We start from the raw sequence: 22,310 nt of genomic DNA on the forward strand, positions 1-22,310 counted from the left end.
TGCCCAGTTATCATGTTGGACGATGCAGTTGTCAAAGCTCAGCCGGCTCTTGGCATCCTGCTTTGCAAGCCTAAAGTGGGTGCACTGGTCAGGGCAGAAATACTGGATCACTTGCGCTTTTTCTTCGCCTCGATCTGCATCATTTCGACCCTCACGATTAGTTTTTCCAGTTCGTCGGGTTCGGGCATACCGCCGCCAAACTCATCAGAGGTGGAATGAGCGTCGATCAGCCGCGAGATATCGTCCTGCAAAAGGCATATCTCGTCGGCAACCTCGTTCGTCCACAGAATCCCTTTCAAGTTGCCGATTTTGACCTGCTCATCCCAACGCGTCACGGCGCCTTTGAATACATCCCGGATGATGATCTCCTCCAAGGTCTGCCGCAACGCCGAAGCGCCCGCACGCACGTTATCGACTCTGATCTGTCCGATTGCCTTTTTTGCTTTGGCAAGGGATTCCTTCGCGCGATGTGGTGTCTTGTAGGCGTCAGAACCCGCCGGGCAATCATCAAGCTTGACGTGTCCTGGCGCGTTATTAACGCCCCTGTCGACCCAATGGGTTGCCAGCTCAACGCCGTTATCCTTGGCCACATCTATAAGTCTGCTGAGAAACACCAGGTCATGCGTAAAGACGATGACCTGCCGGATTTTCGCCTCGCGGGCGAGACGTTCGGCAATCTTGCGCTTGCGCTTGTGGTCGAGCGAGGTGACTGGATCGTCAAGCACGATCCCGGCCGATGACGGATTCAAATTTACTTCCGTCAGGAAGTCGGCAAGGGCAACCGCTCTCTGCTCGCCTTCGCTTAAGATCTCATGTGGTTTGTGACCTCCCTGCATCTGCAGGCCGCGCATAGTCTTTCCGCCGCTGCCTCTGGCCTTGAATTCGACGGGCAGGACAGCGTCGAGGTACCCGCACTCTTGCTTCAGCCGATCTTTGTAGTTTCCTTCGATCAATGTCTGGAAGAGGTCTTTCTGCTTTTCGGTGACAAAACGGGTGCTCACCGAACGTCTGGCTGTTATAGCCTTGCTAATCCACTTCTGGTTCTCGATATACGCACATATGTCGTCGATGTTCTGTGAGAGAACCTCTCGGTGGCGTAGCAGGATATGCTCTGCCTGACGGACGGACAGCGCTTCATCGACAGAATTCTCATTCAGTTGTTTGATCTCGTCGTCCAGCGCCTGCCGGCTGGCATCGATCGTGACGTTCGGCGTGACGATATCGCGTTCGGGCAAGGAGGCATTCCGGCGCTCAAGGTAGTCAACAATTTGGTCGCGGCGTGAGGCAAGCTGGGCCGCTAATTCATCGATGGTGCGGACAAGCGCGGGCACGACCTTCAAGAGATCGGCGCGCATTCGCCCGTCTGCCGGCAGAAGCACAAGGTCCGATTTCTTCAAGCGTTCGACGGTTGCGTTGAGGAGAGCGTTGGCTTTCTCAGCTGCTACGCGTGCCTCGTCGTCAAGGAAGCTCCAGAAGCGTTGCACGAGCGATGCCGACGGCTCGTCCAGGGGCCTATGGCAGAGCAGACAGGGGTCCCCCACTTGCGGATAGGAGTCCTTCTCCTCTCGTCCCAACTGCCGCGCTGATTTTGCGAATGTCTCCCATGTGGTGCTGCCTGTCTTTTTGAGATCTGCGCTGCTTGCACCGCTCAGGGAAGCAGCCATGGCGGCTGCGATTTTTAATTTCAGTACGCTGACCTGCTCTTCGTAAGCCCTACACGCGTCCGCGCCCAGCTCGTGCAGCAGTCCAGCAACCCGCTTCGTCAGGTTATCGATATCTTTCCGCGCGTCCGACCGCTGCTTGATCAGGTCGGCGGGCGATTTGGATTTCAACTCCGCGATTTGGGTGTCGATCTCTTCGAGAAGCATCGATTCCGTCTCGCCGTAGACCGCCAGCTCGCGGAGCGCCGCTCCGTCGGTGTCCTTGGACAGTGTGCCGATCTCGGTCTTGATTCCGCTCTCGCCTATGAAGATGTTGATGAACTTGTTTTCCGATCGGCGCTTGACGATTTCATCATCAAGGCGTTTCGTTATGGCCTCGATGACGCGGACTACCTCATCGAAAACGTCAAACCCTACGGGCTGAAAACCGAAGGGGGTTTCCTGCGCCAGGTGGACGGTAGCTATCGCTGAGTCGAAGACACTGACCCGCCGCAGGACCGGATGCTCGGTCCCTTCGGTGACCGAAAGAGTCTCCTCCTGCCCTTGTCCGCGCCGGATCATAATATTGGCACTGGCCGGGATCGCTTCGGATTTTATGTCGTAGACGTTGGGGTGAATCTTCTGGCGTGAGCGGCTGAAACAAGCGGCAGATAGTATCCTGGCAAAGCCGCTCTTGCCTGCGCCATTATGCCCGTAGACGATGGTTAACCCATTTCCGAAGTGAAGCTCAGCCGAAGCGGGGATAGCGTTGACACTGACCGGGTTTTTGATCGCGGCAATGACCAAGGGACTTGAGTCTGTGCTGTCGGGTCGACCGGTGATGGAATCGGGAATAACGGGAAGCGGCGCTGCGTCAGTACTGAGCAACGCCCCTCTCTGAAAAATCGTGTACGCTTCTCCAATCCGCTCTTCTGAAAGCTTGCCGTCGCGCACTGCATAGGATACCGCAAATTTTTGCCAGCCGGGAAGTGATTTTCCCCACCTATCCAGCGCCTCCCAAATACTCACCGTTTTGGCGACCACATCGCTCGTCACGTTCCCAGATCCTCCCTCCAAGAGCAGGTGCAGTAATCCTGCCCCCATTGGTCTGTTGGTCACCAACCGCCCGCAATTGGCGCAAGAAACCAGCATCGAGTTTCAAATCAACAGAAGATATCCGACGAGAAGACCCGCTGACTATTCCATCGATACGGATGACAAGTGGAGCGGCAGATGCGGGTTCACTTTCAATAGCAGTTCAATTTCGGCAATATCTCGGCCAAGGTCGTTTCGAAGCTCAATCTCATCGGCCAGCGCTATTTCGTTTTGATGGAACGCGACGCTTAGATGATTGGCGATCGACGCCGAAACCGAAAAAACTGGATCCATACACGTTAGCCCCCAACCCGAAACACTATTGGGTCCAGGAAGCGATGTCGATAGACTGAAGGTGGCCTAGAAATTTCTCCTGTGTACGAGTTCAGCGCCGTGGCCAAATGTTTGTCGCTTCTGGTAGCGTCACCGGCTGTGTTCGAAGCGGAATGCAGCACGCCGCGCCAGATCCTGCTTGCCAATGCATTCTGCAGAAATCTTGAGCTGTGCTCGGAAATCCCGTTGCCGATGACGCGTCAGCATTGACCTCATGGTCGCAGCATTCGAGCAGGGCTACAGCATACAGCTTGCAACTGCGCGCTGTCGCGCTCCGTGTTCGAAACTTGCTCACGCTGCGGTCCACGGGGCAGACTGCAAGCAGAGATCAATAGATTCTGTAGACCATCGTCTCGGTTTGGGAACACTGACATGACTGACGCACAAGCTATTCCGACCAGGCCAATTGACGTCTCGGATCAGCAGCTTGACGAATTTCAGCAGCGCTTCTGTAAGGCCCCCGGGGGCAATTTGCGCCTCCTTGCTCCTGCCGGCAGTGGTAAGACACAATCTCTCTTATGGCGGTGTGCGGAGCTTTATCGCCGAGCGGATTCGAAGGGCCGGTTCCTTGTCGTGACTTTTACCCGTGCAGCGCGCGACGAACTACGCGCACGACTTTCAAATCCCGATTTCGCGTTCATGGCGAGTGCTGTCGAGGTGGTGACTCTGAACGGCTGGGGCTTCAAGAGGCTACGCGCCAATCATCACAGCCCGCGCCTGCTGGTAAGTGAATTCGAAAAGTCAGGTTGCGTGCGAAATACATTGCAGCCCGTCTGGCGCAAATTCCCTCCGATTGAGAAGGCTATGGAGGCGCAGCCCTACGTTGTTGACAAGATTCTGAACGGCCTGATTGAACGACTGAAATCATTAGGGTTCGACCATGAAGCTCCGAGCATTTGGGCCGCCCACGACCAGATGGATTACCTCATGCGTCTGGGCTTGCTTTGGCAAATCCAAAATCTCATCGACCAGCTGGCCGAATGCGAGATACTGGCCGACAAGCGCCTTGAATCCTTTATCGAAGAAGTGCTGCCGTTTTGGGTCGACAGTTGTCAGACCATGATTGGGCAGGCTCTTTTTTCGTTGGAAGACCAGAAATATGTCGCGTTCCTGGATCTGCGCCGGCAGATTGCGGAGGATCGATTTCCCACCGGCGGTTCGCGATACACACAGGTACTCGTGGATGAATTCCAGGACATCAATCCGCTTGACCTCAACCTCGTCCGAAAAATCGTCGATCTGCACAAGGCTGACTTGACGATCGTGGGGGATGATGACCAAGCCATCTTCGAGTGGCGGGGGGCGACACCCCACTACATCCTGCAACCTGATCAACATTTCGATCGTGAATTTTCGACCCACATCCTGGAACGAAATTATCGTTGCCCCAGAAATCTTGTAGCGGCGTCACAGAAGCTGATCGTTAACAACAAGCGTCGAGAAGATAAGCGCGTCGTTGCGATGCAAACGGTAGATGCAGAGGTCCAAATCGTGAGGAGCGACAGGTTCGTCGAATCCATCGATGCTGTGATGGATGAAGTGCGGTCTTTTCTCGCCAGCAACAGACCAAATGCGAAGCTTGCCATTCTTTCCCGCAAACGCGCGCAACTTATCCCGTATCAGGTTCTGATGGCGAGCGAGGATTTACCCTTTTGTGCGGCTGAGGATCTTCAGATTTTCATGAGTGGTGCCTTTGAAAAGCTGCGCCATGCCCTGCAGACATGTGCAATGGCGCGAGCCAATTTCAGGCCGCCTGCGCTTGTGGACGACATTGTCAAGCTTTGCGACCTGGTGAAACGGTATCCGTTGAAAAAGGCGGAACGAGAGGCATTGGCCGCCCATTTGCGCACGAGCCGACCAAAAAGCTACAGCGACGCGCTCGATGCGATAGCAGCCTACCGCGGATCATTGAAAGGCCTCAACGAGGATGGGGCCGCCGGCCTCGTTTTCTGCCGGGTGCTGCGCGACCTCCTGGATGCGCCGACGGTAAGGGATGCAATCGCGGCTTTGGGTGCGGGCTTTGCGGGGCTCAACCAGGATTATGGCAAATCGCAGGAAGACATATTCTACACCGACCCGCCCTTCCTCTACTTGGCGGAATTTGCGGGACGCTATGAGGACGACTTCCAGCGCTTCATTGATGATCTTGACAGCGCACGCGATACGCTTGCTCGGCTGCCGGGCGAGGAGGACGCTTCAGGCGCTGCCGACGAACTGTGGCGCCGACCTGTTCATCTGATGACAGCGTTGCGCGCGAAGGGCAAAGAATACGATACCGTCATCATACTTGACGCCAATGATGGCATCTGGCCCTTGCGCCGGGCGGAAACGGCGGAAGCCAAGGAGAGTGAGCGACGCTTGTTCTACGTGGCCATGACAAGACCAAAGCGCCGTCTCATGATTACGCTTAGTGGAAGGATTGGAGACCAGCCCGCCAACCCGTCGCCGTATCTGACGGAAGCGGGTCTCTTGTAGCGATCCGCGTTCAAGCGACCTCGACAGCTTGAAGGATCGCTCCAAATGCAGATTCCGCGCGCAGCGCGGACACAAACCAGCCATGCGCTTCAGGCTCATGACCCTCATAAGGGGCGAATGCGCGAAAAGCGCTGTGTCTGAACACATAATGGCCCGATCTACCATTCCTGAATCGCTCAACGCCAGGAATTCCAGCGATTGCGGTTTCAGCCTTCTTGTCCACCTCCGGCGGGAGGAAAACCCTGAACTGCGGTTCGGACTTCGGCATCCGGTCGACGAAGACAAACCGCTTGCCGCTCCTTGTAGTGACCGACAGTTCAAGCATCTTGGTCTGCGAACTTCTGCGCGGCTTGACGGCGAAGCCGATCTCTTCAGCCTTTAGCACGAGCTTGGATTCGAGGGCGGGGGATATTTGCGGTTCCTTGCCAGATGACCTGGGGGAAGAATCGAACCCTTCGGCATATGGGCGGGACGTTGAAGTGGGCAATGCAACGGACGCCGCCCGCACTGTCGCTGCGTTCGACCGATTTAATATAGCCGAATGCTGTTGCACGGCACGCATGGTTTCGACATCCAGATCGACCCAGGTAACGGGCCCCGAGGGACGAGTGAAAGGAACGGGCGCAGAAAACCGGTGGGCGTCTACCAGCACCCATGGTGTCAACCAGCCAGCTTGCGTCACCTCCTGAAGTCTGCTCGACGGGACACTGTGAAACTCGATGGAATCTGCCAAGCCGGACGCTGACAATTGCGGCAGGACGTCGACGAGTTTAACTACGCCTTCGATTTCTCGGCTGCCTTTACGAATGAGTGCGATCCGCCCGCGGATCGAGGTGGGCTGGGTTCGCAGCTCCCACGTCTTGTAGCCATCCAGGATCAGATCGATCCATGGCTCTCGAACGATGAGTGCTTTCATTTGCTTACTCTGATGTGAGGGATCGGATGGATCAATGCGTCGAGATGGTGGCCCCGAAAAGAGCGCCCAAATCTCCATCCGACACGGGCGGCGCCAGCATGTTGCGCGAAAGCGAACGCTTGCGGCTCAGGAGACGGTCCAGCGTGACGTCGAAGGACGCGTCGCCCAATACTGGATGAATCGCTATCGGCAGATGGATAGTCACCGGCTTGTCCTGCCCGATGCGATAGCAACGGTCATTGCACTGATCCTCAACCGCCGGATTCCACCAGCGGCTAAGATGAATGACATGGTTCGCGGCCGTGATGGTGAGGCCGATTCCGGCCGCCTTCGGGGACAGCACCAGGAGATCGAAGCCCTTTTGCGTCTCCTGAAACCGTTTGACATATTCCTGCCGCCGGTGGCCGGGCACTTCGCCGTTGATGATTGTCGGTTCGGCGTGAAGATCGAAGAGAGTGGCGGCAACTCCGGCGAAGGCTTTCTGAACGGCGCGGTCTTCGATGAAGATCAGTGCCTTATCGCCCGCTGATTTGACTTGCCGCAAGATTTCGATCGCCCGTGTCAGCCGTGCGGATTGCCCGAGCCAAGTCGCTGCCGATTGGGTGTCATAAGGATCGACCTCCCTGGCTCCTTCGGGATGCAGGGAAATCCCGCGCAACGCGTGAATCGCCTTAAGCATCGCTCCATGCGAGCGCTCGCCTGCCTGGGCGGAGCGAACGGCGTCCATATAGGCCTCCGCTTGTGCAACGGGCATATGCGTCTCGTAGGACATGATCTTCTTTTCAGGCAGCCCCTCTATGTGGTTTTCCTTCATTCTACGAAGCATCATTGGTGGCCCGTTGGCCTGCGGCTCGTCGAGCTTGTCCTTGAGCGCCTTGAGATTGGCCGGCTGGTCCTCGGTGTGCGCCTCGGAAAATCTCTTGAGATCGCCAAGAAATCCGGGCGCCACGCGGTCCATGATACACCACAGGTCCTCGAGCCTGTTCTCGATGGGCGTTCCCGTCAGCCCCAACACGAAATCGGCGTTCATCGCCTTGGCGGCATGAGTGTTGATCGTACGTGGATCCTTCACCTTCTGCATTTCGTCGAACACCGCCACCGAATAGCCAATCCGTGCGAAGGCGCGATGATAGTCGGCAAGGGCTTCGTATGTGGTCAGGATCCAGTCGGCGCGCCTCAAGGCGTCGCTGTCGAGGGCGTCCTCGGGGGACCAGGAGACCGTTCGTGGCCGCTTCAGCCTCTTCAAGCCCGGCCCGAACGCATCCATTCTCTCTCCCAGCGCATCCGGGGCAAGGTGTTGTTCTGCCTCGGCGATCCAGTTGTTCAGAAGCGCCGTTGGTGCGACGATCAGGATCGGACCTCGCTGCAGCGGCGTCAGCGATGCTGCTTGAGATTTCCGGTTCGCCCTGGTCCAGGCCAGAAAGCCCAAGGCCTGAAACGTTTTTCCCAAACCCATGTCGTCAGCTAACAGCACACCCGGTCGCCCCGCCACCCATGCGTTGAGCAACCATGACAATCCCGTTTGCTGGTGCGGCTTTGCCCTGGTACTCCCCATCAGTGCTGATGGCACTTCAAGCGGAATGGATGCAATCCGCCTTGGAGCAGCAAGCACATAGTCGGCGTCTTCCAGATTCTGCCTGATGAGAAGGACTTGCCTGTCGTCTTGTGCCAGTACCTCATCGCTTGCGGTCTGGCCGGGTTCTTCCCCCGTTTGGTCGATGCCGACCGGGGCAGAATCAACTGGAGCAATGTGAGCAAGCGCGCCCTCGATCTCGGATACGGAATAGTCCGTCCCCATAACGGCGACGGTCTCGTGTCCTTCGACCTTGGCGGCCTGAACCTGGTGCGACAGCTGCTCCACGCCCTCCTGGCTGAAGATGAGGGTCTTGTCTCGCAGCTTCAGCGCGAAACCTTCGGGAAGCCACTGACCAGCCTTGTTCTGCAACCAGGGAAGCGCTGGCCTTTCCCACACGCCAAGGCCGAGAACGCGTTCGGAATATTGTTGTGTCTCGACAAAAAGCGAAGCGGCGACGGCATCGGCCGCCTCCCCGCCGAGCGCTTCCGCGAGCGCCGGTCGAGGGTTGCGGATAAAGGCCCGTCGCGCTTCCCGCGAACCGGAACGCATCTTTCGGACCACATCCAGCGCCTGCTTCAGGTCAGGATCGAGGACGACGAAGACATTGCGCCCAAGGACGTAGGCATTGTGGGTGTGGCCGCTGGCCTCGTAACGCTCGGAAACGAATTTCTGTTGCAGTTCCGGCGGCAGAAGCGCGTCGGCAATTTCGTCGCGAAGCTTGCCCGTTGGTTCGTCCTCATCACCTTCGACGGCGGGCGCCACGTCCTCGAGAGTTGCCGCCTTGCCTCGACTCATCAGGACGGGCGTAAAGTCGGGACCGTTTGACGTTTCCCTGACATCGAGTGCGAAGGACCCTGCCTGATAGATCGTAAGGCTGGAGAGGTATTGATCAGATTTGACCTCAAGTCCCGTGCTCTCGCGCAACGCTTCCTGTACCGGTTGCCATAGTCCGATGCGAACTTCGATCGGTTGGCCTGCGCTCGCATTGTAAGATTCGATGGCCTCCGTCAGCCGGAACAATGCACCGGTCAGCCTCCCCGTGTCCTCACCGACCGTCACGAAAGCTCCGGTGCGGATTCCGAGAACGGGCCGAGTATTCGCGTCGTACCAGCGAACGCGGATTCGTCCGGTCGCCGAATCAATCCTGTCCTCGAATGAGAGCGTTGCCGAGAGATGGGCCAACGGAGCTATTCCAAGCGTGCTGGCAATCGATGCCGGCAATCCAGTCACGGCAGCGTGGGACAGCACGACCGATGCCGGCTCTTCGCGAGCCTCCTGTCGGGCCGCCGCCGACAAGATCATGCGCGCCGCGACGAATTCAGTGCCGCTGAAGGTTTCCCACTGCGCCGGCGGGACATTTCTTCGTCCAAGCAATCCCTTCTGCTGCGCTTCTACATGGACGCCGTCCGGCGCAACGCGCGTACGGAAAACAATCCTCATCCCCTTACCTTGTAGCTTGACGAGGGGATTCGAACGCCAGTCATCTGGTGGATCTTGTTGGCTACTTTTGATTGCCAGCTATTCGCGCCATCATGCGGCCAGTGAGTTACGGCGAAGATGGAATGTTGGAGAGAATCGTTGCCATACGACCGAACTGCGTCCGGAACATACGAACGCCCGTAAAGTCTTGGGGCGGTGCGATCCTCTGCGTCATTCCATATGTGGCATTTTCCGTTGTGACTCCATTCAGCAACTACTCCGCGTCCGATACGCAAAAGCAGAACGGCATGGCCCGATTGAACAGAGCCATCAAAAGTGGCGAAGGAAACCTCTTTTCCAAAGGCCCGTCGGGCCGCCCGGGCACCGGATGCGTCAAAGATGACCCAAGCTTCAGAGATAAGTTCGGCCCTGTAAATAGCCTCCCATAAGGCTCGTCGATAGACCCACATCCGTTCGAGCGCGACCTCGTCGACGATGTCAAGGAACTGTCGTAGCGACTGCTCGGTCAACCATCGGCGAACGATGTCAGCCGCTTCAGGCATCCGCGACCACCGCGCGCCCGGCAGCCGCGGATCCTTGAACAGTTCGAGGAGCAGCGAAAGGTATTGGTCTCGAACCTGTTTGGCGGGCAGCACCGCACCAAAGGGAAGCACCAGCGCGTTCGCTACGAGAGGCGCATGCTCCTCGAAGATGAGTCCCCCATTCCGGTCAAGCGCAAGGTTCTTCACGATTGCCAGTCGGGTGTCAGCGTGAAGTCCGGTGTCAGCGGCAAGCTGTGACAGCGCTTCCGTGGCGCAGGCACGCGCATAGCCCGATCGCGAGTCGAGGGCGCCAAGTCCGCCCTTCTGCAAGACGACTGTAGGCGAGACGCCATCTGTCAGCGCGCGGCGGCTAATATTGCGCGGTCCGGTCCGCCAGTCGAACAGGTCATGTTCGTCGTGAAGGTCGGACCATGGCCGACCCAATCCGCTCGCAAGCCGGCCGAGCGCGGCGGAGGCTTCCGCCATTCCGTTACGACCAGGTGCGAAGGCTGAGAGGAAAGACGACGCCAAGGCACGGCCGGGCGGTTTGCGGCCACAGTTTTCAATACGAGCAAGCGTGCCTTTGAGGATCTCGCTGTGATCGGATAGGGCGGGAGTGGTCATCCAAAGACACCACGCTGCATCACGAAGTTCACGCATGGTTACGTCCGACCCGACGCTCAGGCGATTGAGAAATGTCCGTGCCAGCTCGTTGTAGTCCTTTGCCTCACGCCGGAAGGCTTGCCCATCAATACCGCTGACCCGCTCGGCTGCCGCCGCCACGGCCGAAACATCCCGGAGTTTCGGGGGGCTAAGCGGGCGCGTCTTCAACTGCTGAATTACCCCTTTCAGATGGCTCACGGTGCACCTCCGATCGCGTCTATAAGGACCTTGATTTCTCCCTGCATGTCGTCCGTCTGCTTGCGCAACTGCTCCAGTAGTTCGCGATTGTCGTTCTCCATCACGAAACGCAAATCGATTCGCCGGTTGGCAGCCCGAGCTTCGGCCGTATCTGACTTGTCTGCAGGGCGCGTCGAGGAGTAACCGGAGACAGACAGGATTTCCTGATCATTGTGGTTCGAAAACGTCCTCAACTCAGGAGCACTCGCGATCATTTGCTTGAACGTTTCCGAAGCGCGGGCGGTTGATAGCCGCCAATTGTTCTGGTCGATGCCGGTGCTGTCGGTGTGCCCCTCAATGAAAACGGTCTCAATGGCAGGCGCGTTGGTATCGCGACATGTGCGCGTACCATCTTCCACTTTGCATGCAACATAGTCGACAAGCACCTCCCGAAGGATTTGTGCGATCGTCTCCACATTGCGTTCCGCCTGACCCTTTAGTGTCGACTCATCTGAGCCGAACTGGACAGCATTTTCGGTTATTCGCAGGACGTCACTCTTAGGACTGATCACCACGTCAATGTTTCGACTGGCAAGCTGGTCCCGGATCCGCTCCAACAATGTGCGTCGTGCTACCGCCGCTTCGTCTATCGCTGCGATGTGTTGGCGAACCTCGATCTGCAACGCCGCGACCTTTTTCGCCGCTTGCCTCGCCGCTTCCAAGGCAATCTGCTGCGTGTCCGTCTTCGTCCGGAAATCGAGAGCGAACACCATGAGCATAATGATGAAAATGAACAGGACGCCGACCATCATGTCGGTCATCGAAACGAAATAATTTTCGCCTTCTTCCGCGGCTGCGTGAGAATCTTCCTCGGTAATCATTCACGCGGCGTCCTATTCGGCGGCCTGCGGCAGTAACGCCATCCGCAGTCGATCAACTTCCTCACTCAACGCAGTGGTGTTGTCGTTCATGTCTGTCAGGAGCGGGTTTAGTTTGTCGATGGCGCTCGCGAAGCCGGCGTCGATTTGCTGCACCCGCTGCGCAATGACCTCACCTTGGTCCTGGGCGGCCTTGGCCAAGCCTTCGACAGCACTGGCAAGGCTCTTGTCCACGCCTTCGAAGCGCTCCGCGTAGGAGGCCCAAGCCGTTGCCAGATGGTTGTCTGCGTTAGTGCATCAGCCAACGAGCGCGACGCGGTCTGGCCCGCCTGCAGTGCGGCTACCGAGGAAGTAACCGCTTCTGCCATTTTGTCGGTCGCGCCCGCGATACGCTCGCCGGACTGGAGCAGCGGTGCGGAAGCCGTGCGAACATCTTGGGCGGTACGCTGGAAAGCGTCGGCCACGGCGCGGGATTGGTCGGTCGTCTCCCGCATTGCATTGCCCTGAGCGACAAGCGTCGTTTCGGTTCCACGCATTGCCACAGCGAAGCGCCCGATCTCTTCGCGGATGGTGGTAAGGGCTCCTCCCAGCCCATCGCGCAACGCCTTGGCGGCTTCTGCCGATGCGCCGCCAATTGCTTCCGCTGCACCTGCCTGAGCCGCCGCGACACGGTCGCGCGTTTCCTCGAGCTGTTTCGACAATCCATCCTGGAAGCCGCCGAGCCCGTTGTTGAACGTCGATACCTGTGCTTCCAGCCGTTCGAAAACTCTCCCCATCGCTTCTTCGAGCCGCGCCGATGCGCCGGATGCCGCTTGGCCAAGGCTCTCGTCGACCTTGCGGTTCGCCTGCTCCATCGTCTCTCGCAGCGCGGCAACGACCTCGACCATCGCGACGCGGCTCTGTTCGGAACTTGAGCCGAGCTTGTCACCGGCATCCGAGACGAGCCGATTGAGGTTCTCAGCTGCCTCCGACAGTCTTCGGCCGAAATCGGCGCCGCTGCCGTGGATTCCGCGCTGCGCCTCGACCAGCGCGCCTTGCATCGACTGGAGTGTGGAAGCCAATTCGCGCAGTTCAGTTCCGGCGCCCCCCTGCACACTCTCGCTGAACCGAGTAACGAGTTCTGCGACGCCAGATTGGCTATTAGTGGAAAGCTTTCCAACAGCCTGATCGATGCTTGCCGTCACAGGCGCCATGGCGCTCGCAAAGGCAGTCTGGATCTGCGGCGAGAGGTTTTCGCCAATGCGAGCGAAGAAGTCAGCGGAATTAATCTGTTTCAACTCGGTGAGTTGGCCCGCCAGCGTTTCGTTCATCTCCGCAGTAATGGCCTGAGGCGCGGTGTAACGAAGTTTTCGCTCCACCGCTTTGCAGAATTTGTCGAAAACCGATTCGATGACTGAAAGATTGAGCTTGAACCAGAAGGACAAGAAAATCGACGCGCCAAGGCCCGCAATCGAGGTCGAAAATTTGAATGTTGCGACCTGGAGCAACTCCCGCGTCGCAACCTGCATGCCTTCTGCATCCACGCTGTTGACAGCAGTTGCAGCTTTGTTGAGTGCGAGCACCAAACCCACAAAAGTCAACAGCAAGCCTATGCCGACAAAATACCCAGGGATGCTGCCGACGAGCTTCAACCCGAGCAGATGTTCTCGCGCGACCGACATGTTGACGAAGGCTTGGGGACGTACGGTGTTGCGGTAGACGCCACCCTCTTCCTTTGGCGGAACAAGCGTCTCGTCGAACTCTTTCCATGCGTGACCCAATAACGGGTGCAGTTCCAGCCGCTTTTGCATTGAGGGATAGGCCTTGGCGAAGTCGACCATATCCTTGGTTTTCTGCACGCGGCGCCTTATACCGAAGATAGAAAGCGAAATCAAAATCGTGTGCATGATAGTGAAAGCGATAGCCAAGGCCGCTGCGAACGCCACCAAACTGGTAGCTATGGCGAACGCGAAACCTTGAGTGCTCACGCCTCTCAGGTCTCTGTTTCCTACCTCTATGAGGGTCGTCCGAATCAGATCAACATCCAGCCAGGCGAATGTGGAGGCAAGTTTCCACAATACAGCCGCAACAATAATCCAAAAAAAGATAAAGCGGATAGCGCTGTTCCACAGCAGCTTCGATGCGAAAATAGACATTGCGAATCCCCGAGCCCTTCGCCTGTCAATACACCCCTAACCGGGCCGACGGCGATCTTTTTACAAATTCTAGATTGTCCGTGGGGTGTTGGGAATGGGGCTCGCCAAATTGATCCCGCAGTTTGTGCCTGTTCTGACCAATTTTCGGTTCTGCCACGTCCAACTGGCCTCGACCCCAGTTCTATGCAACCAAGAGTTTGCTCCGGCGACCGATATTGCCCTGTTCGGCGGGTTGAGCGACGGGTACACGCCCGGAGCCGATTTCGCGTACACCCTTTGGCGAGCAGGCGTTCGCGCCCGTCCGTCATGGCGTCATGGATTGAGCCAATTACAAACGAGAAAGGCGCTCCGGATCGCGAATCGGTGCACATGCGGGCTAAGAAAGCGGGGCTTTGTTAGGCAGCCTTGTTCAGGCTCGCGAGGACTGCTCGAAAGCTGTTCAGACCAGCCTCCAGGTTCTCAATTATCTCTTCGGCAAGGTCGTCTGGCTCCGGCAGATTGTCGAGATCGGTCAAGCTCTTGTCCTTGAGCCAGAAGATATCGAGACTCGTCTTGTCGCGCGCAGTCAGCTCATCGAAGCTGAATTTCCGCCAGCGCCCTCCGGGGTTTGCTTCCGCATCCCACGTCGCCTTCCGCTCATGACGATTTGCGGGATTGTAGCAGGCGACAAAATCTACCAGATCCTCGAACCGCATCGTCTTCCTCTTCAATGTGTGATGCACGTTGGTTCGGTAGTCGTAGTACCAAACGTCCTTCGTCCACGGGTTCGGACTGGCCTCCCGGTTGTCAAAGAAGATAACGTTTGCCTTTACGCCGTTGGCGTAAAAGATTCCCGTGGGTAGCCGCAGGATCGTATGGACGTCCGTGTTCTCCAGCAGCTTCTTGCGGATGGTTTCCCCCGGTCCGCCTTCAAACAACACGTTGTCGGGCACGACGACAGCAGCGCGACCGGTGGTCTTCAGCATGGTCCGGATGTGTTGGACGAAATTGAGCTGCTTGTTCGATGTCGTGGCCCAGAAGTCCTGTCTGTTGTAGGTCAGGTCGTCGGTCTCCTGCTCCCCTTCTTCGTTGGTGAAGCTCATCGAGCTTTTCTTACCGAAGGGAGGATTTGCCAGAACATAGTCGTATGTCCGCGTGCTAGTCGCAACGAGGGAGTCATTCGGTGAAACCGCACCCTCGCCGTCGATCTCGCCGATGTTGTGCAGGAACATGTTCATGAGACACATGCGGCGGGTGTTGGCGACGATCTCGTTTCCGTGAAACGCCTCGTGCTTCAGGAACGCCTTCTGCCCCTTGTCGAGCTGGTAATTCTTGGGATCGGTGATGAAATCATAGGCGGCCAGGAAAAACCCGCCCGTGCCGCTGGCGGGGTCGGCGATTGTCTTCCCCGGCTCCGGTCGCACGCACTCCACCATCGTGCGAATCAGCGCGCGGGGCGTGAAGTACTGCCCTGCGCCTGATTTGGTGTCTTCGGCATTCTTCTCCAGCAAGCCTTCGTAGATGTCGCCCTTAACGTCAGCGCCCATCGTGACCCACTGCACGTCATCGACCATGTCGATGAGTCGGTAGAGCTTGGCGGGGTCCTGGATTTTGTTCTGCGCCTTCGTGAATATCTGGCCTAGCATACCCTTGTGCGTGCCAAGCTCGCGCAAGAGTTCGATGTAGTAAGCCTCCAGCTCTGCGCCCCGCTTCGCCTTCAGGTTTTGCCAGTTGTATTTGTCCGGAATGCCCACCGCCCGGCTGTACGGCGGCTTTGCATACTCGTCAGCCATCTTGAGAAAAATAAGATAGGTCAGCTGCTCCAGATAATCGCCGTACCCGACTCCGTCATCACGAAGAGTCGTACAAAAGCTCCAGACCTTAGAAACAATGGGTGCCGTACTCATGCATTTGCCGCCGCTAGTTGGATGTTGTCGTTTTCCGGCTCTTCATGATCGTTGCTGATGCCGCGATCGATGAGTTTGCCCATCGCCTCTTCCACAATGTCGAGGAGGCTCTGCCGACGCCGTTCATAGAACCGGTCGAAATCATCGCTGCGGAGGGCCGCAGTGTCGATGAAATGCGACTCGACAATCGCGTTCATAGCTGCGTCGCTCAGTCCAACCTGTTTGTGCGACTGGATCGATCCCAGGTAGTCGGAGGGCGCTTTGCGTCCAATCATCCGGTTCGCTTTGTAAGAGATTGGCGTCTTGTTGATGATCGCGTCGAAAACGGCCGGTTTGATGCCATTATCCTCGCACCAGGCCTTCGGGAAAATGTGATGGATATCCAGCGCCACTTCCTCATGGTCGAGGTCCTGAACAGTAGATTTCCAGAAGAAGTCCTTGGCGCCCTGGCGCAAGACAAGCGTGTTCAAACCTTTATATGCAGCGCTCAATCGTGAGCGTAGCGTGCCAAGACGCCCGACTTGGAATGATGCTTCAGTGATCGTCCGGGGAATAATGCCGCCGATCAGGTCTGCGGCTTCGTCATCCAGCGGGCTTTCGATCCAGCGGAGCAGTTCTTCAACATCATTGGCGATACGGGTCTCGACAGCGCCCCCATACAGTTCACCCAGCACGCCGCACCAGAACCACCGGCAAAGTTTGTCATGGACCTTGGGCTCAAGCCAGCGTTCTTTGAGACACGACAAGACAGTAGCCAAAGGAACCAGTTGCGTCCGATACGGTAGGTCGCGCGAGGCAACGAAGCATTCCTTACGCAGGAATTTTGCCGCTAGCAGGAAGCCCTTCTCAACTTCTGACGCCCACCTTTGATATTCAGAAAGCGATAACGAGAGCACGGAAACCCTCTTAGCGCTGACCGCCGATATGGTCTTGCCAGTTTTGCCCGCAGCAATGTCAGCCTGGCGCCTCTCGTATGTGTGGAGCAGACTGATCGCCTGGAGAAAATCGGTGGGCTCGACGGTATCGAGTATCGCTTCCGTCTTGATGCGCTCGGCGCGCCCCGTCACCTTGCGCAGGCTACTGCCATACCAATCATCGCGAAGATTGAAATTATCGGCAGCGAAGCTGGCGGTTACGAGCTCGAACACGGACAGCGGCACGCCGCCCGTGTTCACCTTCTCGAACACGAGGCAGACTGCTTCCTTCGTCGTCGCTTTGCCGAGGACGATCAGCGGAAGCTGGTACCCGCGAAAGGCATTGAGTACCTTCTTGCGAAACTGCATGTAGGCTGGGAATTTGTCCGGAGCATGCTCTTGAAGGCTCTCTTCCCAGGCATCGGAATTCAAAATCTGATTGCACGGGAAAAAGAAGGCGTCGCACTCCTTTTCGGCGGTCGAGAGATCGAGGATCACGTCGCGGCCAAAGTTAGTCTTGACCTTCCTATCATGTTCAATGGCGACAAAGGCCTCTTCGAGCCGTCCATCCTCAAGAGCAAGATTTATGTCAACATAGTAGTATCGGTCGATCGGCCTCCCCTTTTCATTGAACGTCTTCACGGGCGTTTCGAGCGCCAGCACTTGGGTCAGCGACGTGAGCCGCTGCTGACCATCGAGAATGAGCCGCTCGGGCTCGGGAATTGCGCCGGCGAATTGGACGTTCTCAATCGGGCGCACTTGGAAGCGGATATCTCCTCCTGTCTCCAGCAGCATCACCGCCCCTACAGGGAATGAACGCGCGATGCTGACCAACAACGAACGGACATGGTCGTCATCCCAGACCCAGCCTCGCTGAAAATCTGGCAACTGAACCTTACCCTCGGTGACCTGCTTGATGATCTCGGGAAGAGGGGTTTTGGTGCTATCGAATGTGCTCATGCCGCCTTCTCACGCTTGTTTGTATAGTCTTTCGCTTGACGACCGGCTTTCTCCGCCTTGATGCGCTCTAGCATTGCGGAGGCGGGCTCATCATTAGGGCTTTGCGCGACTAGCTCGCCCGAAAAGGCCTTCTTAAATATAGCCTGGCGAAGTAGGTTCGCTCGTAAGGTTTGTTCATCAATATCCTCAAGCAGTTTATCAATATTAGAGAGTTTTTCCTCAATTTGCGTCAATACCAATGCCTCTTCTGTTGGCGTCGTCACGGGCACTAAGAGGTTAAAAATTTTGGACGTGCTGAGTGTGTGCAGTCCTGTTGTGGAACTCGCCACCTTGACAATCAGCTTTCTGCCAAGTGGCGAAAGCATAAAATTCAGAAAAAATCTAGGGTTGGAACGAGTGGTGACCCGGGCCCTGATTAGATGATTCTGATGGCCACAATCCGGCAATTCCCCCCCCCACATCGCCACACGTCCAATCTGTTCGATACTCCCATTTCCCTCAACGATAAGTAGGTCGCCCGGCTCTAAGGCTGTTTTTCGTGCCTCTTCTGCCGTGACCCCGATTTCAAGGACTTCATTGAGTTTGACTTGGTCTGAATATACGTTTGCGACGCGAAGATACTTCATTCGCCTTGGCAGCTCGTTGCGCTTTTGGTTCTTGGTAAGTCCTCCGGAAATCTCGGCAACAAACCCAAGGCGAGTCCACGCCCAACCTTTTGGCAAGCAGGGCAACTTCGCCGGAGCAGAATCAACGATTGGCAAGGCGGCCGAAGGCTTAGCCGGCCGTGCGGGCTGCTTGCCAACCGCACCCGCAGCTTCCCATTCCTCGACGGCCAACTTCCAGTCTTCCCATTGTGCCTGATATCTGGCTTCGCTTTCCGTTCTGATCCTAGCGAAAATGTGCTCCACCGTTTCCAGCTTATCCGCGTTCTTCTCCCGCCAAGGCGTTGTAAGTTTGCCTTCGAAGGCATTCTTGAGGAGGGCTTGGCGATACACGCAAAGCTGGTCGCGCGCCGTCTTCAAGTTATCGATTCCGGCATCCAGCTCTGAAAACAGCTCGTCGATTTTCGCGACTATACGGCGCTGCTCGCTAAGCGGACAAACAGTTAACTCCAGCGATGAAAGAGTTGTCGCATTTATATTTCCCTGCAATCCGCCTTTCTTCAGCCCAATCTGCTCCCAGTAGTCAGCGGATTGAAAAAAGTAGTATAAAAACTTGGGATTAATCTCAGAGTGGGCTGACAATCGTATCAAGTACGAAGCGAATACCGCGCGTTCGGGGACAGAGCTTATTAGGAAGCTTTTGCCGACGGTGCCGCCTGTTCGAGCAAAGACAATGTCGCCAGTCTGTAGTTCATATTTTGAAGCCTGCCGATCGTCGATTTCGCAATAGGGTACCGATGACCACTGTACCTGACCGTTCTGGATATCGGTGATCCGAAGAAAGCGCGGGCCACATGGTTCTGTGGACGCCGATGCAGTATATCCGTACTGGAGGGCTGTACAGATTTGACCGATCGTCGTCGGTGCCCAATTCTGGGGCAGATTGAATTGCGTTCCATTCATGCCGCTAACGCCTCGTTTAAGTCGGCGATTACTTCATCCATCTTCTCTCCAAACAACTGATACATTTTGCCCATACCGCCCCTCGAATCGAACGGCGCCATTTCGAGATCGTCGCGTTCGACATGAAACGAGTCGATTACGTGGTCGCGGATCATCCGCAGCCAATCCATCTGCTCTTCAGTGAACTTCTCCCCGCCGCCGCTGTGTCGCTGCATGATCCAGTTTTGGAAGTTCTTCCGCACCGTGTCGGAGAACGGTGACACGGTCGCGTCAATGCCGCACACGCGGCGAACCAAGGCGACAAGAGCAGCCAACTCGGTTGGGGGATTGCCGCCCTTGTAGTCATCGAGGTGTGCGTAGGCCCGCCAGACCCGCAACGGCGCGAGTTTTGGCCTATCCTTTTTCAGGCGGTCCATGACCTCTTTGATCATCGCGTAGGTCAGCTCCGACCGGCGCGCGGGCTGGCTGTAAAGGATGGTCAGCGCATCGATCTCATCGCGATTCTCCTCAAGATAGGCCGCAAAATCCTTCGCCATCGCCTCGGCATTCTCTTGCGCGTCGCCGCTCCAGCTTGCCCCGATCAGAGTGTCAAGGTTGTCGTGGTCGATGGTCTGTTCCTTCTCACGGCGGATGCCGTCAATCAGCGCGATCAGCGGCCCGGTAAAGACTGACGCCGCGTACCCCACCAGTGCGTCCCGCGCCTGGTCACGCTGCTGATCAGTTGGCTCGGTCCCTCCCGTCACCTCCCGCGCCTTCTCCTCGATCCGGTCGGCGTCCAGCGCCGCGATCAGTCCGCCGACGATGTCGGCGAGCGCCATACCGCCTGCCGCTTCTGCAACACGGGCCTGTTCCTTGTCATCGAGCTGCTTGTTTAGGCGTGCGAGGCGTCCGGCCAGCGAACTGACCGTGTCTTCATCGCGCACGCCCATCATCACCCCCGTTGCGAGGTCCTTCAGCGGTACGTTGGGCTTGGTGATGAGCGGCTGGCTGGCTGTTTTCAGCGACTTGGTAACGCCGATGGCATCCACGATCACATAGTGGGTCTTCGCCGTGGTAGCGGACGGCGTGACCTTCCTCAGACCGTCGGCGTCGAGCGTCCGGGTGCCGCGTCCCTTCATCTGCTCGAAGTAATTGCGGCTCTTCACGTCGCGCATAAACAGCAGGCATTCGAGCGGCCGGACGTCAGTGCCGGTTGCAATCATGTCTACGGTGACAGCGATGCGGGGATAGTAGTCGTTGCGGAACTGGGCGAGGACTGATTTGGGGTCCTCGGTCGCCTGGTAGGTGATCTTTTTGCAGAATTGGTTGCCCTCGCCAAATTCCTCGCGAACGATCTGGATGATGTCGTCGGCATGACTGTCCGTCTTGGCAAATACGAGCGTCTTGGGGACCTCGTTGCGGCCTGGGAAAATCTCCGGCAGCTTGTCGCGGAAGGTTCGAATGACGGTACGAATCTGATCGGGATTGACAAACTCCCGGTCGAGTTGCGTGCCTGAATAGGCTTCGTCTTCGTCCTGCCGCTCCCACCTTTTTGCACGGGTCAGTCGCTCCCGGCGCTCAACCTGCTGGTGGGCCTTGATTTGCGCGCCCCGTTTGGTGCGCTCGGTCTCGATTATGAAAATCTCATTCCCTACGTTGACGCCGTCTGCGACAGCTTGGTCGTGGTCGTATTCGCTGACGACGTTCTTGCGAAAGAACCCATAGGTGCGGTTATCTGGCGTGGCCGTCAGGCCGATCAGATAGCCATCAAAATACTCAATGACCTGCCGCCACAGATTGTAGATGGAGCGGTGACATTCGTCGATGATGATGAAATCGAAAAATTCCGGAGGAATCTTCTTGTTGTAGACGACGGGCAATGCTTGTTTGCCTCTGACCAGGGCCTCCGCAGGGTTCGCCTCCTCAGCTGCCTCGTCGAGCGGCTCATCCTTCAGCAGCGAGTACATGCGCTGGATCGTGCTGATGCAGACCTGCGCATCCTTCGCCACGAACGATGATTTCAATCGATGGATGTTATAGAGCTCGGTGAACTTCCTGTTGTCGTCATTGGGCAGGTAGGACATGAACTCCTGCTCCGCCTGCTCCCCAAGGTTCTTAGTATCTACGAGAAACAGCACGCGCTTGGCATCGGCGTACTTCAGCAGCCGGTAGACAGAGGTGATCGCGGTGTAGGTTTTGCCGGAGCCTGTCGCCATTTGGACAAGCGCGCGTGGCCTGTCTGCCTTAAATGATTGCTCCAGCTTCTCGATGGCCTTGATCTGGCAGTCACGCAAACCCTCATGCGGCAGCGCCGGGATCAACTGAAGGCGGGCGCGAAGCGACAAAGGCTTTGTCAGCCATTCCGCCATCGTCTCCGGGCGATGGAACGTGAACACCTCACGCGAACGCGGTTTCGGATCGCGGCCGTCGGTGAACCGCGTGATGACGCCGGTGCTTTCATAGACGAACGGCAAGGGCTGCTTGTTGTTTACCCATTTAAGGGTGGCAGCAGCGTAGCCGGCGGACTGTTCTTCGACCGTGGTGAGCTTGTAACCCCACGCGCTGGGCTTCGCTTCAATCACCCCGACGGCCTTCTTGTCGACGAAAAGCGCATAGTCGGCGGGACCAACATCAGTCTGGTACTCGCGGACAGCAATACCTTGGCCCGCGCTGAAGTTGATCGCCTTCTTGTCCTGAACAGCCCAACCGGCTTCGGTCAACAGCGCATCAATCTGATCACGCGCCAGCTGTTCTGGATTCTTGTTGCTGTCGATCACGGTGGCCGCATCCCCCTCGCACGCCATATCAGTTCAGCCGCCCCGGATCACTCCCTTGCTGGCTTGGTCATTCTTAGCCGAGAGACGGTTAAGCCGCTCCCACTCCTCGTCAAGTGATTTTCAGCGGTAACCGACCAGGTCCGTGCGGGTGACGTCACGCAGGGGCATGCCCTGAAGTGACGTAACATGGTCTGTCGTTGACGATGTAGCACCTGGGTTGACGGCGGCTATTTGTGACAGTGTAGTCTCCAGCCCAAACCTCAAGGTAACACCCTATGGGCCAGATAGGCTACACGCCGAGGGTCCTTGTCCACATCGCATCCGTCGCCCTGCTGCCTCTTTGTGTGCCGATACGCTGCACCGGTCGTTTCCACGGAAAC

The 22,310-nt window shown here is 57.1% G+C and carries 12 protein-coding genes; 1 reads left to right on the forward strand and 11 read right to left on the reverse strand.

Annotation, left to right across the window (positions count from 1 at the left end; translation table 11 throughout):
- Positions 1-107: 107 nt before the first annotated feature.
- Together NKI20_RS00235 and NKI20_RS00240 are read right to left on the reverse strand one after the other, a co-directional pair.
- Positions 108-2,696: an AAA family ATPase gene (locus NKI20_RS00235; protein ID WP_352827264.1), complete on the reverse strand. Its 2,589-nt coding sequence runs from the start codon at positions 2,694-2,696 to the stop codon at positions 108-110.
- A 141-nt stretch (positions 2,697-2,837) separates the two neighbouring features.
- Entirely contained in the window at positions 2,838-3,029 is a 192-nt protein-coding gene (locus NKI20_RS00240; RefSeq protein WP_352827267.1) for a hypothetical protein, read from the reverse strand.
- Positions 3,030-3,440: 411 nt separating this feature from the next.
- Between NKI20_RS00240 and NKI20_RS00245 the strand changes: the two genes are divergently transcribed.
- Entirely contained in the window at positions 3,441-5,543 is a 2,103-nt protein-coding gene (locus tag NKI20_RS00245; RefSeq protein WP_352827270.1) for a UvrD-helicase domain-containing protein, read from the forward strand.
- Between the two features lie 10 nt (positions 5,544-5,553).
- Here NKI20_RS00245 and NKI20_RS00250 read toward each other — a convergent pair whose 3' ends face one another.
- The 9 genes from NKI20_RS00250 to NKI20_RS00290 all read right to left on the reverse strand — a co-directional run bounded on the left by NKI20_RS00250 (position 5,554) and on the right by NKI20_RS00290 (position 21,930).
- Positions 5,554-6,459, reverse strand: coding sequence for an ASCH domain-containing protein (locus NKI20_RS00250; RefSeq protein WP_352827273.1), 906 nt, complete (start codon positions 6,457-6,459; stop codon positions 5,554-5,556).
- A gap of 31 nt (positions 6,460-6,490) precedes the next feature.
- Entirely contained in the window at positions 6,491-9,475 is a 2,985-nt protein-coding gene (locus tag NKI20_RS00255) for a DEAD/DEAH box helicase (protein ID WP_352827276.1), read from the reverse strand.
- A complete protein-coding gene (locus NKI20_RS00260; protein ID WP_352827279.1) occupies positions 9,472-10,857 on the reverse strand; it encodes an EH signature domain-containing protein in 1,386 nt (461 codons plus the stop codon). The genes NKI20_RS00255 and NKI20_RS00260 overlap by 4 nt, the downstream gene beginning before the upstream one ends.
- On the reverse strand, positions 10,854-11,717 hold the full coding sequence (locus NKI20_RS00265; RefSeq protein ID WP_352827281.1) for an OmpA/MotB family protein: 864 nt from the start codon (positions 11,715-11,717) through the stop codon (positions 10,854-10,856). The genes NKI20_RS00260 and NKI20_RS00265 overlap by 4 nt, the downstream gene beginning before the upstream one ends.
- Before the next feature lie 107 nt (positions 11,718-11,824).
- The gene (gene zorA, locus NKI20_RS00270; protein WP_352827284.1) at positions 11,825-13,849 is read right to left on the reverse strand and encodes an anti-phage ZorAB system protein ZorA; all 2,025 of its coding nucleotides are present in this window, start codon (positions 13,847-13,849) and stop codon (positions 11,825-11,827) included.
- A gap of 395 nt (positions 13,850-14,244) precedes the next feature.
- Complete coding sequence (locus NKI20_RS00275; protein WP_352827287.1) at positions 14,245-15,735, reverse strand: type I restriction-modification system subunit M; 1,491 nt, start codon at positions 15,733-15,735, stop codon at positions 14,245-14,247.
- Positions 15,732-17,609, reverse strand: a complete 1,878-nt coding sequence (locus NKI20_RS00280) for a GmrSD restriction endonuclease domain-containing protein (RefSeq protein WP_352827289.1) — start codon at positions 17,607-17,609, stop codon at positions 15,732-15,734. Before NKI20_RS00280 ends, NKI20_RS00275 begins: the two co-directional genes overlap by 4 nt.
- Positions 17,606-19,174: a restriction endonuclease subunit S gene (locus NKI20_RS00285; protein ID WP_352827291.1), complete on the reverse strand. Its 1,569-nt coding sequence runs from the start codon at positions 19,172-19,174 to the stop codon at positions 17,606-17,608. Before NKI20_RS00285 ends, NKI20_RS00280 begins: the two co-directional genes overlap by 4 nt.
- Complete coding sequence (locus tag NKI20_RS00290; RefSeq protein WP_352827293.1) at positions 19,171-21,930, reverse strand: type I restriction endonuclease subunit R; 2,760 nt, start codon at positions 21,928-21,930, stop codon at positions 19,171-19,173. Before NKI20_RS00290 ends, NKI20_RS00285 begins: the two co-directional genes overlap by 4 nt.
- Between the last annotated feature and the right edge of the window lie 380 nt (positions 21,931-22,310).

The organism is Mesorhizobium sp. M0830, assembly GCF_040319965.1.
GTDB lineage: Bacteria > Pseudomonadota > Alphaproteobacteria > Rhizobiales > Rhizobiaceae > Mesorhizobium.

Excerpts from the sequence above, each read along its gene's own strand:
- NKI20_RS00280 (WP_352827289.1), bottom strand. The coding sequence starts at position 17,609 with ATGAGCACATTCGATAGCACCAAAACCCCTCTTCCCGAGATCATCAAG.
- zorA (WP_352827284.1), bottom strand. The coding sequence starts at position 13,849 with ATGTCTATTTTCGCATCGAAGCTGCTGTGGAACAGCGCTATCCGCTTT.
- NKI20_RS00275 (WP_352827287.1), bottom strand. The coding sequence starts at position 15,735 with ATGAGTACGGCACCCATTGTTTCTAAGGTCTGGAGCTTTTGTACGACT.
- NKI20_RS00265 (WP_352827281.1), bottom strand. The coding sequence starts at position 11,717 with ATGATTACCGAGGAAGATTCTCACGCAGCCGCGGAAGAAGGCGAAAAT.
- NKI20_RS00240 (WP_352827267.1), bottom strand. The coding sequence starts at position 3,029 with ATGGATCCAGTTTTTTCGGTTTCGGCGTCGATCGCCAATCATCTAAGC.
- NKI20_RS00255 (WP_352827276.1), bottom strand. The coding sequence starts at position 9,475 with ATGAGGATTGTTTTCCGTACGCGCGTTGCGCCGGACGGCGTCCATGTA.
- NKI20_RS00245 (WP_352827270.1), top strand. The coding sequence starts at position 3,441 with ATGACTGACGCACAAGCTATTCCGACCAGGCCAATTGACGTCTCGGAT.
- NKI20_RS00285 (WP_352827291.1), bottom strand. The coding sequence starts at position 19,174 with ATGAATGGAACGCAATTCAATCTGCCCCAGAATTGGGCACCGACGACG.
- NKI20_RS00250 (WP_352827273.1), bottom strand. The coding sequence starts at position 6,459 with ATGAAAGCACTCATCGTTCGAGAGCCATGGATCGATCTGATCCTGGAT.